The sequence below is a fragment of the Martinezella tropici genome, assembly GCF_003287875.1.
Lineage (GTDB): Bacteria > Pseudomonadota > Alphaproteobacteria > Rhizobiales > Rhizobiaceae > Rhizobium > Rhizobium tropici_C.
In genome coordinates this window covers 1-16,128 of the sequence record NZ_QMKK01000045.1, presented here as the reverse complement: position 1 = coordinate 16,128, position 16,128 = coordinate 1, and the positions used below count along the sequence as shown (strand labels likewise).

The 16,128-nt window shown below is 57.4% G+C and carries 15 protein-coding genes; 7 read left to right on the top strand and 8 right to left on the bottom strand.

Going from position 1 to position 16,128, the window contains the following annotated elements; genetic code table 11:
• The first annotated feature begins 179 nt into the window (after positions 1-179).
• The 5 genes from DQ393_RS19800 (at position 180) to DQ393_RS19780 (ending at position 6,868) form a co-directional block, all read left to right on the top strand.
• The gene (locus DQ393_RS19800; protein WP_112343445.1) at positions 180-1,484 is read left to right on the top strand and encodes a cytochrome c; all 1,305 of its coding nucleotides are present in this window, start codon (positions 180-182) and stop codon (positions 1,482-1,484) included.
• Positions 1,481-1,954: a (2Fe-2S)-binding protein gene (locus DQ393_RS19795; protein ID WP_112343444.1), complete on the top strand. Its 474-nt coding sequence runs from the start codon at positions 1,481-1,483 to the stop codon at positions 1,952-1,954. The genes DQ393_RS19800 and DQ393_RS19795 overlap by 4 nt, the downstream gene beginning before the upstream one ends.
• Positions 1,951-4,203: a xanthine dehydrogenase family protein molybdopterin-binding subunit gene (locus DQ393_RS19790; RefSeq protein ID WP_245430406.1), complete on the top strand. Its 2,253-nt coding sequence runs from the start codon at positions 1,951-1,953 to the stop codon at positions 4,201-4,203. Before DQ393_RS19795 ends, DQ393_RS19790 begins: the two co-directional genes overlap by 4 nt.
• 335 nt (positions 4,204-4,538) lie before the next feature.
• Positions 4,539-5,759: an MFS transporter gene (locus DQ393_RS19785; RefSeq protein WP_112343443.1), complete on the top strand. Its 1,221-nt coding sequence runs from the start codon at positions 4,539-4,541 to the stop codon at positions 5,757-5,759.
• Positions 5,756-6,868, top strand: a complete 1,113-nt coding sequence (locus DQ393_RS19780) for an FAD-dependent monooxygenase (RefSeq protein WP_112343442.1) — start codon at positions 5,756-5,758, stop codon at positions 6,866-6,868. Before DQ393_RS19785 ends, DQ393_RS19780 begins: the two co-directional genes overlap by 4 nt.
• A 174-nt stretch (positions 6,869-7,042) precedes the next feature.
• On the opposite strand, the gene DQ393_RS19775 is transcribed toward DQ393_RS19780, so the two are convergent.
• Complete coding sequence (locus DQ393_RS19775; protein WP_210209432.1) at positions 7,043-7,942, bottom strand: LysR substrate-binding domain-containing protein; 900 nt, start codon at positions 7,940-7,942, stop codon at positions 7,043-7,045.
• A gap of 108 nt (positions 7,943-8,050) precedes the next feature.
• Here DQ393_RS19775 and DQ393_RS19770 point away from each other — a divergent pair, with 108 nt between their 5' ends.
• Together DQ393_RS19770 and DQ393_RS19765 are read left to right on the top strand one after the other, a co-directional pair.
• Entirely contained in the window at positions 8,051-8,803 is a 753-nt protein-coding gene (locus DQ393_RS19770) for an SDR family NAD(P)-dependent oxidoreductase (protein ID WP_112343440.1), read from the top strand.
• 24 nt (positions 8,804-8,827) lie between these two features.
• A complete protein-coding gene (locus DQ393_RS19765) occupies positions 8,828-9,226 on the top strand; it encodes a nuclear transport factor 2 family protein (protein ID WP_181592390.1) in 399 nt (132 codons plus the stop codon).
• A gap of 162 nt (positions 9,227-9,388) precedes the next feature.
• Here DQ393_RS19765 and DQ393_RS19760 read toward each other — a convergent pair whose 3' ends face one another.
• The 7 genes from DQ393_RS19760 to DQ393_RS19730 all read right to left on the bottom strand — a co-directional run.
• Positions 9,389-10,378: a hypothetical protein gene (locus DQ393_RS19760; protein WP_112343439.1), complete on the bottom strand. Its 990-nt coding sequence runs from the start codon at positions 10,376-10,378 to the stop codon at positions 9,389-9,391.
• A complete protein-coding gene (locus tag DQ393_RS19755; protein ID WP_112343438.1) occupies positions 10,371-10,895 on the bottom strand; it encodes a (2Fe-2S)-binding protein in 525 nt (174 codons plus the stop codon). The genes DQ393_RS19760 and DQ393_RS19755 overlap by 8 nt, the downstream gene beginning before the upstream one ends.
• The gene (locus DQ393_RS19750) at positions 10,892-13,747 is read right to left on the bottom strand and encodes a xanthine dehydrogenase family protein molybdopterin-binding subunit (protein WP_162737068.1); all 2,856 of its coding nucleotides are present in this window, start codon (positions 13,745-13,747) and stop codon (positions 10,892-10,894) included. The genes DQ393_RS19755 and DQ393_RS19750 overlap by 4 nt, the downstream gene beginning before the upstream one ends.
• Positions 13,748-14,096: 349 nt before the next feature.
• On the bottom strand, positions 14,097-14,576 hold the full coding sequence (locus DQ393_RS19745) for a DUF2442 domain-containing protein (protein ID WP_112343436.1): 480 nt from the start codon (positions 14,574-14,576) through the stop codon (positions 14,097-14,099).
• 15 nt (positions 14,577-14,591) lie between these two features.
• Entirely contained in the window at positions 14,592-14,834 is a 243-nt protein-coding gene (locus DQ393_RS19740) for a DUF4160 domain-containing protein (protein ID WP_112343435.1), read from the bottom strand.
• A gap of 35 nt (positions 14,835-14,869) precedes the next feature.
• A complete protein-coding gene (locus DQ393_RS19735; protein ID WP_112343434.1) occupies positions 14,870-15,529 on the bottom strand; it encodes a nucleotidyltransferase domain-containing protein in 660 nt (219 codons plus the stop codon).
• 102 nt (positions 15,530-15,631) lie between these two features.
• Positions 15,632-16,128 (bottom strand): hypothetical protein (locus DQ393_RS19730; RefSeq protein ID WP_112343433.1); only part of this gene is annotated, 497 nt, incomplete at its 5' end.

Here is a 16,128-nt window from a genome sequence, read left to right as displayed (position 1 = left end):
GCTCATATTCAGCCCGAGGTTCTTCGCTGAGAAGAAAAGGCTGCATATCGTCTGCTATTTCGCAGGCAAACGGGAAGAAAATAAGAGCATTTCGTTCAATTGGCAGTAAGCGTACACAAGAATTCGGCACGATATCGGCCCATCAAGTAGCTGCTTGCGAGCACGCGAAAGGTGGACAAATGCAGCTGACGAAGCGACATCTCTGGGCGGGTATCGGAGGTCTTGGCGTGCTTGGCGCGGTCGGTCTGGCGATCGCGGCCTGGATTGTATACGAGCCCGAGATACCAAAGATTGCGCGCCCGGATAGAAAATCATTCTCGCCGGAGATTATCAAAAAGGGAGAACAGCTCGCGACCGCGGGGGACTGCATCGTCTGTCACACCGCCGACAATGGTCCGGCTTTCGCGGGGTCGCGTCCGCTCGCCACACCTTTCGGAGTCCTTTACTCCAACAACATCACACCGGATGAGGAGACGGGCATAGGCAATTGGTCGCCGGAGGCCTTCAGGCGTGCTGTGAAGCACGGTGTGGGGCGCGATGGCAGCCATCTGTATCCTGCATTGCCCTATGAGCATTTCATCAAGGTCAGCGACGATGATCTGGATGCGATCTACGCATTCCTGATGACCCGGGAGGCCATCTCCAAGGCAGCTCCGCCAAATGAGTTGTTGCCGGGACTGGGCATTCGCCAATTGTTAGCGGGTTGGAAGCTGCTTTTCCTGCACGGATCCGTCGAACCGGAGGATACCTCGCAGACGGCCGAATGGAACCGCGGAAAGTACCTCGTAGACGGGCTTGCTCATTGCGGAGCCTGTCATACGCCGCGCAACCTATTGGGTGGCGAGGAATGGGGAAGGGAATTCCAAGGCGGAATTGCTGAGGGATGGAACGCGCCTCCCCTGGATCCAAGTAACCCCTCGGCTGACCGTTGGACTGTCGACACATTGATCGGATATCTCACCACCGGGACAAACAGCGCGCACAGCACGGCGGCCGGTCCGATGGGACCCGTCACGGAAGGGCTTTCGCGCCTGAACAGTTCGGATGTCCGCGCGATCGCGGTCTATATCGACTCGATGATGCACCCGAGCGGCGATGAGCCGCGAAATTCGGCGGCCGGTCACGAAGCCCAGCCGGCCGCGACCGCGGCTGTCACGAACAGCGAGGCGGCCACGCTGTTTCAAGGGGCGTGTGCCGGCTGCCATGAGCCTGCCAGCCCGATGGCCGTTCGGGGGCGGCCGCTTCTATCGGCGACCTCCGATCTGAACTCGGAGGATCCACGCAACGCAATCCAGGCCGTTCTGCAAGGCATCGAAGCGCCGGTGGCTAGCAACGCACCATACATGCCTTCTTTCGCTGACAACCTCACGGACGGACAGATTGCGGATCTACTCGGCTACGCGCGGTCCCGCTTCACCTCGAAAGAACCCTGGCCGGGGCTCGAGCGAACCGTTCGCGATATCCGCAAGGAGAACCAAAAATGACGATTTCCATGGTCGTGAATGGCAAGAAATGCGACATCGACTCCGATCCGGATACGCCGCTTCTGTATGTCTTGCGCGATGAGCTTGAACTCAATGGCGCGAAGTACGGATGCGGACTTGGCCAGTGCGGCGCTTGCACGGTTCACATTGAAAACAGGGCGGTCTTTTCGTGCTTGACCCCGGTGGGCGCTATCGGCGAGCGGCGGGTGCGAACTCTGGAAGGATTGGGGACCATCGACAATCCGAGCATCATTCAAAAGGCCTTTCAAGACGAGCAGGCCGCGCAATGCGGTTACTGCATCGCAGGAATGATTATGCGAGCGCAAGCCTTGCTCGAGCAGAACCCGACCCCTACGGATGACGAAATCCGTACGCATCTGCAGCCCAATCTCTGTCGATGTGGAACACATTCCCGCATTCTGCGCGCGGTCAGACGCGCGAGCGAAAACATGGGCACGGAAGGACGATGACCATGAGCGCGAATTTAACACGCCGCTCCTTCCTGGCGGCCAGTGGCATCTCAGTCGCCTTTTCACTGACGCGCCCGGCGCTGGCCCAACTGGCCGGGGGCGGGGAGGGAGGACCGGGTCCTGCCATCATCGCACCAGACCTGCCCGGCAGTCTCAAATCGTCACCCTATCTCGATGCATGGATACAACTCGACGAGTGGGGTAACGCAACGGTCTTTTCAGGAAAGGCCGAGCTCGGCCAGGGCATCAAAACAGCTTTGATTCAGGTCGCTGCGGAGGAACTTGATCTCCCACCGCATAGAGTGACTTTGGTGACGGTTGATACAGTCCGCACCCCTGACGAGGGGCTCACCGCTGGCAGCCATTCAATGCAGGATGGCGGCACGGCGCTAAGGAATGCCGCCGCGAATGTTCGCATGCTACTGCTGCGACAGGCGGCAGAAGTGCTAGGAACGGATGTCGGCAACCTCAGCACGACCGGCATCGGCACGATAAGATCGCAGGATGGCAAAGCCATCGGCTACGGCCGGATTGCTGGTTCGCTTTCGTTGCATGTCGAAGCCGTCGCCAATGCGCCGCTGCGTGTTAAGTCACAGTTTCGTACGATGGGGCACAATCTGCCGCGCGTAGATATCCCAGCGAAGACGACGGGCGGGACCGCCTTTATCCACGACATGCGACTTCCGGGAATGTTGCATGCGCGGGTTGTCCGGGGGCCGAGCGAAGGGACCAGGTTGAAGCTGCCCCCGGACGAAGAAATCGAGCGCATGCCCGGCCTGTTCAAATTCGTCAGAAACGGTGATTTTGCGGCTGTGCTTGCGGAGAGGGAATGGGATGCCATCAAACTGATGCGCGCCCTTCAATCCGCGCCATATGAGCTGGCCCACGCCCCTTTCCCGCACGGCAGCGTGGACGACACGCTGAAAGCCCTTCCCTGGAGAGATATCGTCATTCTCGATACCGACGGAGCCGTAGCGGTTCCTGAAAAGTCAGTTAGGCAGAGATATTCAAGGCATTGGATCAGCCACGGCTCGATAGGGCCTTCGTGTGCGGTCGCATGGCTGAAGGATGACATGCTGACGATATGGACTCACAGCCAGGGCACATTCGATGTGCGACGGGTTGCGGCAGAGCTGCTCGGACGGCCAATCGAAAAGATTCGGGCAATCCATGCGGAGGGGGCGGGGTGCTACGGACAAAACGGTGCCGACGACGTGGCCGCCGAAGCCGCCATGCTTGCCATGGCGGTGCCGGGAAGGCCAGTTCGCCTCCAATGGATGCGCGAACAGGAGTTCGGCTGGGAGCCACTCGGACCCGGGATGGTCACCGAGGTTGATGCTGCGATCGACGCCAACAACAGGATCGTTCGCTGGAATTACGGTGTGTGGAGCAATCCTCACAATAACAGACCGGTCGGCGCCGGCGGAGTTTTGATCGGCAACGAGATCCAACCTTCCTTCCAGCCTCCCGAAGGAAAGCCGATTCCGATGCCGGAAGGTGATGGAAGTCGAAATTCGAACCCGCTCTACGCCTTTCCGAACATGCATGTCATCTATCACTTCATCAAGGACATGCCCATTCGGGTATCGGCATTGCGGTCGCTCGGCGCACATTTGAATGTATTCTCGATCGAGAGCATGCTCGATGAACTGGCTTTGGCTGGTAGCATCGATCCGCTTGATATTCGGCTGAATCATATGGAGGACGGGCGCGCCAGACAGGTGATCCAGACTGCCGCCGACGGATTCGGTTGGAGAAAGCGACAAAAGGCTCGGCCGCTGCAGGGTTTTGGAATGGCGTTCGCGCGCTACAAGAATCTCGGAGCATATTGTGCCGTCTGCATGGAGATAACGGTCGAGCGGGATACCGGATTGATTACAGTGCAGCGTGTCCATGCCGCTACGGATTGTGGTGAGGTTGTCTCGCCAAATGGAGTTCAAAACCAAGTCGAAGGCGCGATCATTCAATCGCTTAGCTGGTGTATCCACGAGGCAGCGATGAACGATGGGACCATTCGAACCAGTTTTGATTGGAGCGCCTATCCGATCCTCCGCTTCATTGAGGTACCCAGGACAATCGACGTCACAGTGATCGAGCAGCCGGGGCAACCCTTTCTTGGGGTGGCCGAGTGCGGGCAGGGCCCAACGTCCGCCGCTCTTGCCAACGCGCTTGCCGATGCGACGGGGGTCCGGTTCACCCACATGCCGCTAACGCCGGACAAGATAAGAGCGGCGATCGTGACACTCTGATCAAAACGAACGGAAATAGAGATCGAAGCAAACGGGAAAACCTTCGCTTCTCAGGGCTACGGGCATGGGTCGGGTTGTCTGATGGAGACGTCTGATCCCATGCGCTTCTTGCTCCTAGAGCGGCTCGCTTTTTGGGCAGCCGCCATCACCCAAACCCTGATTGTCTTCCGGCTATAGCCGGTCTTCCTGACCTAATCACCATCGTAAAGGCCAGGATATCATCGGTGTTCACTTATCGAATTTCGGTATGAAGGCAGAACGTCCAAGACTGCTGAATCGATCCAACTTAAGAAAGCTAGATATCTCGCAAACCTAACCTAAAGCAGGTGAATGCCATGGATGTCAACGCCAAACATACTCCCAGAACCAAAGCAGAGCTTGGAAAGGCTACGCTTTTCGCTATGGCTGCCGCGAGCGGTATTGCCGTCGCGAACATCTATTACAACCAGCCGATGATCGGGATCATCGAAACCGAGTTCGGCAATGATCCCATGACTGGTTTCATACCCACCGCAACGCAGCTGGGCTATGCTCTCGGTCTGCTGTTTCTCTTGCCACTGGGCGATATTGTCCACCGCCGGAAACTCATTATCGGGCAGTTTCTCGTACTGGCTGTGGCATTGGTGCTTGCGGCACTTTCCCCGACTGCGTTTGCATTGGTACTTGCATCACTGGTTGTCGGAGCAAGTTCAACCGTGGCACAACAGATCGTACCGTTTGCAGCCTCACTTGCCACGCCGGAGAAGCGTGGAACGACCATCGGAACGGTGATGGCAGGTGTTCTGTCTGGTATCTTGTTCAGCCGGACATTGTCGGGCTTTGTGGGGCAGCATTTCGGCTGGCGTGAGATGTTCTGGCTTGGAGTGCCGATGGCTTTCCTTGCCTCCGGCTTGATGTACCTTACGCTTCCCGCTCATGCTCCCGCCTCTCGGATGGCATATCGCAATGCATTACGCTCTCTTGTGCATCTGTGGAAGCGTGAGGGCGAACTTCGCACGGCCGCACTGGTGCAAGCTGCGCTCTTTGGTTCGTTCACTGCCTTCTGGACGGTGCTGGCACTTTACCTGGCAACTCCAAAGTTCAACCTAGGTGCGGATATTGCCGGCCTGTTTGGTATAGTGGGAGCTGTTGGAGTTTTCGCTGCACCGCTGGCGGGAAAAGTTGCTGATCGCAAGGGGCCGCATTTCGTCGTCTGGCTCGGAACCTTCCTCACCATTGCAGCCTGGTTGATGTTCGGCTTCTGGAGCTCGCTCGTTGTATTGGTAATCGGGGTCGTCGTTTTGGATTTTGGCATCCAGAGCGCGTTGGTCTCGAACCAGCACATTGTCTACGCGCTCGATCCGGACGCACGCAGCCGTATCAATACCATCTTCATGACTGCGATGTTTCTCGGCGGCGCTGCCGGTGCCGCGCTGGCTTCCGCTGCCTGGTCCTACCAAGGGTGGGCTGGCGTGAGTATCCTGGGCGGGGCGCTTGGGCTGGTCGCACTCGCAATCCGCAGCTTGGGACGCAGCCGGCCCAAGATCCAATCGGTCAATGGAGGGCGGGCGAAATGAGACCGATGCGCATTCGTATCGTGGGAGGCTCCCTGGCGGGCCTTTTTGCCGGAATCCTTCTTGCTCGCGATGGGCACGACGTGAAAATCTACGAACGATCTTCTTCCGGGTTTGCCGGCAGAGGAGCAGGGTTGGTGCCGCAGAGCGAGGTATTTCATATTCTTCGTGAGATCGGCGTCGAACACCTGGCAACGTTCGGCGTGGTTTCTCGCGACCGCATTTGGTATGAACGATCTGGGGCGATCGCGCGGCGAGCCCATATGCCGCAAACCCAGATTTCCTGGGATCTGCTCTACAAGACACTGGCCGAACGGCTCGATCCCGGGATTTACGTTCTTGGAAAGCCGGTCACGGCTGTCCGCGAAGAAGCCGGCGGCTCTCTCCTTGAGTTTGATGACGCGTCTGTCGAGAGCGCGGATCTCGTCATTGGTGCGGATGGCGTCAGCTCGACCGTTCGCACAACCATCAACACGGACGCCGTAAGCAGGTACGCCGGATATGTCGCCTGGCGCGGTCTCATCCCGGAAGACGACCTGCCCCAGGCCGCCAGAACGCTCATCGGAAACTTCGCCTTCTACGTCGTTCCAGGAAACCATGTGCTCGGCTATTTGGTACCCGGTCCAGGAGGAGAGATTTCCGAAGGAAATCGCCGCTACAATTGGGTTTGGTATCGTTTCGTCGACCAAAGGGAACTGCCTAAACTGTTTACGGGTACGTCGGGCCGATCCTATCTCTTCTCATTGCCGAAAGGTGAATTATCAAGAGAGGACAGGGCACGCCTTCGTGCTGACGCCGATGATATGCTCCCGAAGCCGTTCGCGCTCGCAGTCGCGGCTGAGGCAAATCCCTGGATCCAAGCGATATGGGACTACGAATCCCAACGCATGGTCGGAAGTGCCGTGGCTCTGATAGGCGATGCGGCATTCGTGGCTCGTCCGCATACGGCCATGGGTGTTGCAAAGGCCGCGGCGGATGTCCGGGCCTTGCGCCTTCAGCTGCAACGACATTCGGATCTCCAGCAGGCTCTGAAGCAGTATGAGAAGGAGCGTATCGTGATTGGCAGAAGCACCGTTGCTTACGGTCGTCAACTTGGTGCGTCGGCATTGTAACGATGCTCTCACCGAGTCTTGAGGATTGCTTCACCCTCACCAGATCTGGCTGGAATGCGAGGGAATGTTGCATGGACCTTCGCGTCGCCCCTGGCATGGCAAACGTTGCCGTGCCCTCATCTTTGGAGGCGCTGGCGACAATTTCGAGAGCCCTATGGTTACTGGCTCAGAGCATCAGATAAGCGCATCCTTGGGAAAGCCATTGGCCAGGCAGTCGATGAACCTGCGAACGGCTGGAGGAAGACCGCGGCGGGTGGTGAATACCAGGTGAACGAGACCCTTCATGCCATGCCAGGCGGGAAGGACCCGTACGAGCTTTCCCTCTTCCAGAGCCTGTCTGCATGTGTGATCCGGGAGAAGAGCCACGCCCAGACCAGCTAGCGCGGCGGCCCTCACGGCCGTAAAGTCTGCACTGCCCACTCGCGGCTCGTGCCTGAGCGTATGGGTTCGGCCATCGTCCGTCTCGAGAAACCAGTTTACCTCGCCCTGATCATCCGTGGTCGAGAGAGTAGGTTCGCTCGCCAAAGCTTCAATGTCCCCGATGCGTCCGGCAATTTGCGGACTTGCGACCAGGATGCGGATCGAGTTGCCTAACGAGCGCATCGTTAGCGAGGCATCGCCATCCAACGACGTTCGGACGCGCAATGCGACGTCGATCCGCTCGTCGATGAGATTGACGGGGCGGTCGATCGCGACGAGCTGCAGCCGCACCTTTGGGTGCTGCGTCAGGAATTGCGTCAGGAGGGGGGAAATCGGTTCGACCAGCCCTGTCGGACAACTCATCCGGATCAGACCATGCGGCTCTGATTGTGCTTCCGCGACAAGCGCTTCGGCGCGCTCGGCTTCCGCCAGCATTGCCTTGCAACGTTCGTAGAAGGATTGACCTACATCGGTTACCCGGAAGCGGCGGCTCGACCGTTCGATCAGGCGCACGCCGAGACGTTCCTCAAGTCCGGCCACCCGCCGGCTAAGCTTCGATTTTGGCTCGCGCAAAGCACGCCCCGCGGCTGCGAACCCGCCATGAGCGACAACCTCGGCGAAATAGACCAGATCATTCAAGTCAGATCTCATCATCGTTCTCCATTTGGAACGATGAGTACCAAATTTGCCGTCTGTTTGCAGCATCGTTCTGCTGTCATGTTCCTTTCAACGGCGTGTGGGCCGCAACAAAGGAGCATGACAGTGAGCAAGAAATTTGAAAACAAAGTCGTCATCGTAACGGGTGGCACGAGCGGTATTGGCCTTGCGACGGCAAAGGCCTTCTCGATGGAAGGTGCATCCGTGTTCATCACAGGCCGCCGCAAGGAAGCGCTCGATGCCGCCATCCAGGAGATCGGAGGCCGTATCACGGGCGTGCAGGCCGACATGAGCAAGCTCGTCGATATCGATCGTCTATATGACGCAGTTCAACAGAAGCACTCGCACATCGATGTGGTTTTCGCGAATGCCGGCGGCGGCGAGATGCTATCTCTCGGCGCGATTACCGAAGAACACTACCAGAAGACCTTCGATACCAACGTGAAGGGCACCTTGTTCACCGTTCAAAAGGCGCTCCCGCTCCTGCGTGATGGTGGTTCGATCGTCCTCACCTCGTCGACGACGAGCACTTCAGGCACGCCTGCCTTCAGCGTCTACTCGGCAACCAAGGCTGCCGTGCGTAACTTCGCCCGCAACTGGATCCTCGATCTGAAGGATCGCCGTATTCGCGTCAATGCAATTAGTCCTGGCGTGACTGAAACCGCCGGCCTCAACGAACTCTTCGGCAGCGGTGAGAATGCGGAGAACACGAAGAATTATCTTGCGAGCCTTATTCCTGCCGGCCGCATCGGGCAACCGGAAGAGATTGCCAAGGCTGTCCTCTTCCTTGCCTCCGACGATGCCAGCTTCATCAATGGTATCGAACTCTTCGTCGACGGTGGCCACGTCCAGATCTGACCCGTCATATCAGGGAGAATGATCATGGCAGACATTGCAACGCTGCTCGATCGGAATCTACAGGGCATTTTTGGGGAGGGCGACGACGCCCTCCGCCGGAACGTGGCGGAGGAAATCCTTCACGAAGACGCCATATTCGTGGAACCGCACGGGATCTATCGTGGTCGCGACGAGATCGTCCGCATCGCCGGAGTCATTCGCGCCATGCATCCGACATTTGCGTACACCACAATCGCCGCGGCGGACGTTCTGCATGAGCGGGCCGGCCGCGTGAAATGGGTGGCCGGTGCGCCCGGCGAACGACCTGCATATGCAGGCACGGATTTCATCATCGCCAAGGACGGTAAGATCGCGGCGATCTATCTTTTCTTCGATGGCGATCCGGATCCGACCAGCCCACCGATCATGATCCGAAAGTTTTGAATGAACAAAGAATGATCGCTGGACGTGCGCTTCGCGCCGCGGGGAAAAGCGGTCGAATAACTTTGCCACAAAAGGTTTCCTACACTTCTTGTCACGTGGAATCACGAATATCGATAGCGCGCTCTTGAGCGCGCTATCAATCACGCCCGCCTAGCGCTATCATCAGTTCGGTGGCGGATAGGCCGGAATTGCAGTTATGCGACATGCCGGCTGGTCAGGTTTCTGGCAGCACGATCTGATCTGATCCACGGAGGATTTATAGATCGAATTCCAGCTGGTCTGCGTGATGCCAATATCAGGTGGCATCGCATGTGAGCCCGGAAAGCGACGTGCCCAATCGTCGGCTCCTTCAGGAAATCGCCCAGTCATCTCATCCGTCAATTGCCGGCACGTTTCGGCAATGCCAATTCGGTGACAGCCGAGGCACGTATTATCGGTCGGGTTGAGGGTCCGGGTTGGCCAACCGCTGAAGCCAACTCGATGAGGTGAAGGAAGATCCACATGGTAGTACGGCCCGAATGGGTTGACTGGCATGCGGTTCCAGACCTGCCCAACAAACGGTGAGAACATGAAGGGGTCATTGTCGTGACAGGTTCCGCAGCCGTCTTTGAATGTGATCTCCGGTGCATTCCAAAATGGGCTCGAAGGCTGGGATGTCGGAGACGGTACTTTCTCGCCGCTGACGGGTTGACTGGGCTTTCCTTCCGCCTGAAACCAGCACGTCGCACCGGTCTTGGGGTTATGAGCGACAATATCGATTTCATCGAACTCCATTTTATCCGCCGGCCGAATGATCTTTTGCCGACACATGACGGCGATCTGCATTGTCTCCGTCGATAAGGACAGGATGCGGGAATTGGGCACACATTGCCCGTCAGAACCCGAGCCATTCGGAAGCAAGGCGGGCCGATCGCATACCATACTCTTCGTCGCCGGCACGCTCTTCCCATCGACTGTAATCGGCACGGGAACTCCGTCACTGCAGGCGAATTCGGGGATGTCACCCACCTGCTTGCGGCATTCCGCGCCATATAGCTCTCTCGTCGAACCCATATCGACTTGATCCGCCAGTGACTGGCCTGCAAATAATTGTTCCCCTGAAAGCAGCAGCAAGAAGAACAGACCTTTGCGCAGGAAGAGAGAGCTAGCCATTCTGCGATCCTTCCTTCGCAAACATCGCTTCGGCTGTTTTGCGGATGGCATCGTAGTAGCGAACATAGCCGGTACAGCGACAGATATGGGACCCGACAGCCTGTTCGATTGCCGCATCGAGGTCGCTTGGCAGGCTTCCCAATTGCCGCAAGCCATCCAGAAATATCTGTGATGCCACGACGAAGCCGGGAGCGCAGTAGCCGCATTGAAACGAGAACTCTCGAAGAAATGCCTCCTGAATGGGCAGCAGTCCATCGCTGGGCGTAACGCCTTCGATCGTGGTGATCTCCGTACCATCAACCATCGCCAATGCCGTTGAACAGCTGATGACCGGCGTGGCCGTTTCATTGGGAGCTCGAACGGAAGCAACCGTACAGGCCCGGCAGACGCCAATCCCGCAACAGAATTTGGTGCCGGATAGACCGAGATCATCGTGCAGAAAGTCGATCAATCGATCGTCTGCGCGGTCGGATTCCACCTCATGGGTGATGCCGTTGACTTTGAAGGAAATCGTCATGCCTGCAGTCCCTCCAAAATTTTCGCCGGCGTTATAGGCAGCGACGTATAACGCCGCCCCAATGCATCATGCAGGGCGTTGGAAATCGCCGGCGCGACAGAGCACATCACCGCCTCGGCAATACCGCGGCCTGCTCCGCGGTCCCCTGCGCTTTCCGGCAACGTCACCAATTCCTGCGCGCGCTTGCCGGGTTCGTAAGCCGTGTTCAATGGCACATCGCTCCAACGGGGGACATGATAGCGGTTCAGGTTCCAGGTTCCGTCGGCAGGCCCTGCCATGCCGTTCGGCATGTCTTCCATCAACGCGTAGCCGATTGCCATTGCAATCCCGCCCTGACTTTGTCCGGAAACAAGCTGTGGCACGAACAATCTGCCGGCATTAAGGACGGAAAGGATGTTCTCGATCTTTACTGAACCGCTGCTTTTGTCGACCGTCAGCCCGATGACGTTTGCGCAGGGCGCCCAGACATAACGGGAATAACGCTGGGCGATCGCGGGTGGCGGCATCGTATTCGTTCGGCCAACAAATGTCGGATCCTTCACATTCGGCAGGTAGAAGGACAGGCCGTCGAGCTGCAGGTGCATGGTTCCGCTTGGTCCTGCGAAATCTGCCTCGACCCAGCTTCCCTGAATGAACGCATGACCGAGCGCCCCTTTTGGCAATCCTTTGGCGTAAATGAGCTTTGCAAGATCCGCCCATGCAATGGGTTCGGCACCACCTTTGACCAAAGTCAACCGTCCATCAGCCCATCTGACATCGTCAAGGCCAAGTTCCTGTCTTCCCCAGATCGACGCGGCGGCAGGCAAGACACTTGCCTGCATCAGGGCAAGTGCCGTCTGCTGGACGGTGTGGACCTGATGGAGGCCAGTCAGACAGGCAGAAGAGGAACCAACACCTTTGGCTGTCCAGTGCGGATTATTCCAATCGCTTCCATTGCCTTTAGTAGTCAGCCCGGTTTGACCGAACAAACGATAACCACCCATGTCGACGGCCGACGCGTTGGCGCCAAGTATTGGCCCGATAACCACCCCCAATGTCGTCGCCGAACCATTTCCCATGTCGACCGCGTCGGATTGAACCATCAAACTGCCATCAGGATCAATCAAAACCGCCGCAACCATTCCGTCACCGGAAGTTCCATAGGCCTGCATCGACAAGGCTATGCCCGTGCCGTAGGTCAAACCGCGAGCAGCATAATCGGATTTTATCTTATCCCGATCAGCCCACAGCGGATGGGCCTCCGCTCGATCAAGTATCTCCCCAAGACGTAGTTCCTGATCGATCGGACCACCGACGATGGTTCGACCTCCGGTGTCAGCAATATTGGCGCGCCGCAGCGCGATAGGGTCCCACCCCTTGGATGTCGCGATATCATCGAGCGCTGTTTCGATGGCAAGAAAGGCTTCCGGGCCACCGAACCCGCGCTGAGAGCCACCAGTAATGTCCTTCGTGTGTTTTGATTGGGCAAAGACATTCGCCATCGGCAATTCATAAGATCCGCCAACGCAGAGTGCCGCCAGATTGGCAACATAGGGGGACAGGTTGCGTAGCCCACCACCATTGAAATTCATTGTCGCTTCGATCAGGCGCAATTTCATGTCGGATCCGGCCACCAGCTCACCCTTGATCGCCGCTCCCGGGCGCTTCAGTCCATAGCGAAACTGCTCGAATCGATCATGGGCAAGCTTGACGGGAGCTCCATCGGAAAATGCAGCGGTCAAAGCCAGTAATTGAGAGAAGGGCGAACTGTCGCGGCCCCCAAAACCACCACCGGGATAACAGCTGTGAAGTATCACTTCCTTGACGACGATCGGCGAGTCACCCCCGCTGAACATGGATGCGGCGCTTGAGACATCGCCATCCGGCGACTGCGTCCCGAGCACGAGAGCCAGGCTTTGAGCCTTGCTGTCATAATAGGCAAGCCCGCTCTCCGGCTCCATGAACATCGGATCCATGGCTTGTGTATCAACGGTGAATGGCTGACGGATCAGGTCGGGGTTCTGTGCCAGATACTGATCGATCTTGTCGCGATAGGAGGGGACTTTCTGCGAATACGTCGCCGGATCGGCAGTAGCGTAACTGAAGGTTTCGCCTTGTTCGAAATACTTTACATAGGTCGTTTGAGGCGACCACGGTGCTCCCATGTTCTGTGAGGAAGCATCATCCAATGCATAAACCTGGAAGCTGGCATCGTTGAATTGCATGAGGCGCTTTGCTGCCCGATAAGTCTCACGCTTGTCGAAGAGGAGCAAAGCGACTGCTTGGCCGAGAAAGTTCGGGACATTGCCGGGCTTAACGATGATATCGAACTCTACCGACGAAGAGCCTTTTGCAGCAAAAGCTGTAGCCGACGCCGGGAGCGGGGTCTTGAAGAGTTCCGTCGCCCCCTTTTCGTGTTGGTCAAGAGCCTCGGCTTCGACCTGCAGATCGCGATATCGGGCCAGTGGAGCAGCCCTGACCGCGGATTTGAGCTGATTACCGAGGATTACACGCTTTGGCTTTGCCTCGTCCGGCAAGTAACTCAAATCCACATTCAGGAACTTGTGGTCTGTTGTCAAAGCCGGCAGATAGAGTGCATACCATTGGTCGCGCCCCCAACCCATATCGATGGAATTGAAGTCTCGGGCAAACACCTTCTGGCCGGTCACCTTCGCGTGGCCATCGATCCGTTCCCTGGCGACGCCGGGGGTGGCTGCCTGAACGGCTTTTGAATTGCCCAATGACTGGTCCGCAATGGCCCTCCCTGGAGGCCCGAGGACGGTGACTGCGATCAGGCCTGCAGCGCCTTGCAGGAAGCGGCGCCGCTTGATGGGTAAATCCGCAAGCTTGCTCTGGAAGATCGTATCGTTCATTGCACACCCCTCGCCAATAAAGTGAAGAGACTTTGAGCAAATCAGTCGATCGTGATGCACGAAGACAAGGCGTCGAACAGGGCATATGCTGACGGAAGTCACTCGCATATGCCTGTGTGAGAGCATTTAAATTGTAGGAATCGTCACCCGCAAGGCGTGCAGTCATGTCTTCTACGCATAATATTTACACCTATAGGTAAGTCAAGCCGAATTACGACATCGAGTACCAACGGCGATCTTCAGTTTTTAAGAAGGTTACGCAAATCGCGCTGGCCATCGGCCACGCGCACAATCTGTATCTATCGGTCCCGATCAGTGCCAGGAATTGTCCCTTATGCTGGGTTTCTCCTCAGGCAGCTTTCGGCCTGCCATTCTGACGTGGCCGGTAATGCGCATGCATCAAGAGCGGGTCGCGCTGACTTGCGCGCAGCAGCATCTTGACGGCATGGCTGACAGGAGCGCCGGCACGGTAGTTCTTCCATGTGCGCAGACTGACGCCTAAAAAGTCCGCAGCCTCGTTATTCGAAAGCCCTATCTCTTCCTGCCATTTCCGCAGGTCCTCGGCATTAAAATCGCGCTGGTCTTCGGCGATCTGGAAAAGGTGATAGGCATCGATCGCCAAATCTCCGCCTTCCCATTCGACCGTTGCACCGTAGTCGGCGACCGCGGCAGTTTTCCAGACATCAGGGGACTTGAGGGGGGCGAGCAATTCGCCGCCGGTCGCAATCCAGCCGACGAGATTTGCGGAAGCCTCAGCGCCACCCTTCCACTCGATTGTCAGCGTCATGTTTGACGTTGGCGTTACGCTTTCAATTCGCGGCATGTCCATTTCTGTTTCCCTTCCTCAAGCGATTGGAAAGCGGGGATTGGTCCGGTTCCACTCGGCGGCGATGGCCGCCTTGTTCTTTGCTGCCCATTCGAGGGCGTTGTCTTGCGCCTTGCGTGCGAGCTTACCACGCAGGATTTCCAGTGTCGCGATTTCCACCAATGCATCCCCATCCGGGGTGATGATGTGGAAGTGCGGGGGCAAATGATCGTTCGCATAAACTCGAATGATGATGTTTCCGATTTGAACCAGTTTGCCCATGCGCCCCTCATTTCCATAAGAAAACATAGGGCAGTTTATGCACCATGTAAAGATATATGGTGCAATTTTACCTCAATATATCTGGAGAGGTTATGGATCGCGGGAGGTTCTTCGCGGCCGTAGCCATGCCCCATTGCCTCCTTCGGCAGTTCGAAGCGATGCATGGCGCTTGGGAACCAGTGGCCGAAATGCCTGAACATTTCAGCCTTGGCGGCGTCCGGATCCAGCGGCTTGGGTTTGGCGAGGGGAAGACCCGGCGTCTCATAGAGCGGGATGCCGTCGCGGGCGATGTCCACGAAAAAGGGCCGACCATGCGCGAGCTGGTTATTGAGGTCCGTGATGGAGTGAACGATGAAGTTGACCGGCGTTGTGAGATGTCCGGTGACCGTCAGTTCCCGCAGGAAGCGATCCGCAGCCCAGTACCAGAAACGTGGATCGGCAAAGGTTTCAGTCGTAACGACGACGAGCAGGTTATATTCGGAGCGATCATCGCCCTCGCCCTCTTCGACCCAGTCGCCGCGTGCATAAGAGCCAAAGAGAACCAGTTTGAGGATACGTCCACCCTTCTCCCTGTCCGACAGCTTGCTCTTTTGCACGTCCTCGAATTCATCGAAAAGGATTCGTGCAATCCGTTCCAGTTCACGGCGTCTGTTCTCGGGAAGATGGCCGAGGCGTTCAGCAAGCGTCACAGACACGGCAGCCTCCGGCGCAAGCGTGCCGCGAAGGGCTTTGCCGTCCTGTTTCCCCGAGCAGGCTTTTCATGATGCGCCGCGATTGGTTCCGGGAGCCCTTTACGGTCACTTCCGGGCATGAATCGACCCCGGCTGCAGGGCCTGCCCGATGCGTACCAGATCGGCCAGCGCTGAGCGCATCTGTGGCCAGGGGAATTCCTGAGACACGCCTTGCTCTCCGGTGACGAGGATGGCGTGAAGTTTCGCGACAGCGCCCGCAACCGACACGGCAGGTTCCTCCCACAGGGCATCAGCCAATTTCATCTCCATGCGATCGGATCGGATCTCGGCTTTCTCGGCCCGACTATATCCCAAAACGTCATCCAGATGATCCCAAGCTTCCTGCCGCTTCCGAAAGGCTACTATTGCTTGCGCCCTCACGGCCTGATGCCCGGCTGCATCGCCACATATTCGGTCTATGTCTTCCAGACTGAAAGCACGAACCGGCTCCTTTTTCCCGGGCAGTGTGATTTCCACCTGCGGAAATCCGACGGCGGCGACCATCCTGCTTTCAAGGCTCACCTGAATTTTCCAAAGCCGCTGCGTTTCATTGTGTGCGGCCA

Bases quoted from the DNA above. Each gene is read 5' to 3' on its own strand.
- DQ393_RS19775 (WP_210209432.1), bottom strand. From the start codon at position 7,942: ATGATGAGATCTGACTTGAATGATCTGGTCTATTTCGCCGAGGTTGTC.
- DQ393_RS19740 (WP_112343435.1), bottom strand. From the start codon at position 14,834: ATGGGCAAACTGGTTCAAATCGGAAACATCATCATTCGAGTTTATGCG.
- DQ393_RS19790 (WP_245430406.1), top strand. From the start codon at position 1,951: ATGACCATGAGCGCGAATTTAACACGCCGCTCCTTCCTGGCGGCCAGT.
- DQ393_RS19795 (WP_112343444.1), top strand. From the start codon at position 1,481: ATGACGATTTCCATGGTCGTGAATGGCAAGAAATGCGACATCGACTCC.
- DQ393_RS19760 (WP_112343439.1), bottom strand. From the start codon at position 10,378: ATGGCTAGCTCTCTCTTCCTGCGCAAAGGTCTGTTCTTCTTGCTGCTG.
- DQ393_RS19765 (WP_181592390.1), top strand. From the start codon at position 8,828: ATGGCAGACATTGCAACGCTGCTCGATCGGAATCTACAGGGCATTTTT.
- DQ393_RS19750 (WP_162737068.1), bottom strand. From the start codon at position 13,747: ATGAACGATACGATCTTCCAGAGCAAGCTTGCGGATTTACCCATCAAG.
- DQ393_RS19745 (WP_112343436.1), bottom strand. From the start codon at position 14,576: ATGGACATGCCGCGAATTGAAAGCGTAACGCCAACGTCAAACATGACG.
- DQ393_RS19800 (WP_112343445.1), top strand. From the start codon at position 180: ATGCAGCTGACGAAGCGACATCTCTGGGCGGGTATCGGAGGTCTTGGC.
- DQ393_RS19755 (WP_112343438.1), bottom strand. From the start codon at position 10,895: ATGACGATTTCCTTCAAAGTCAACGGCATCACCCATGAGGTGGAATCC.
- DQ393_RS19780 (WP_112343442.1), top strand. From the start codon at position 5,756: ATGAGACCGATGCGCATTCGTATCGTGGGAGGCTCCCTGGCGGGCCTT.
- DQ393_RS19785 (WP_112343443.1), top strand. From the start codon at position 4,539: ATGGATGTCAACGCCAAACATACTCCCAGAACCAAAGCAGAGCTTGGA.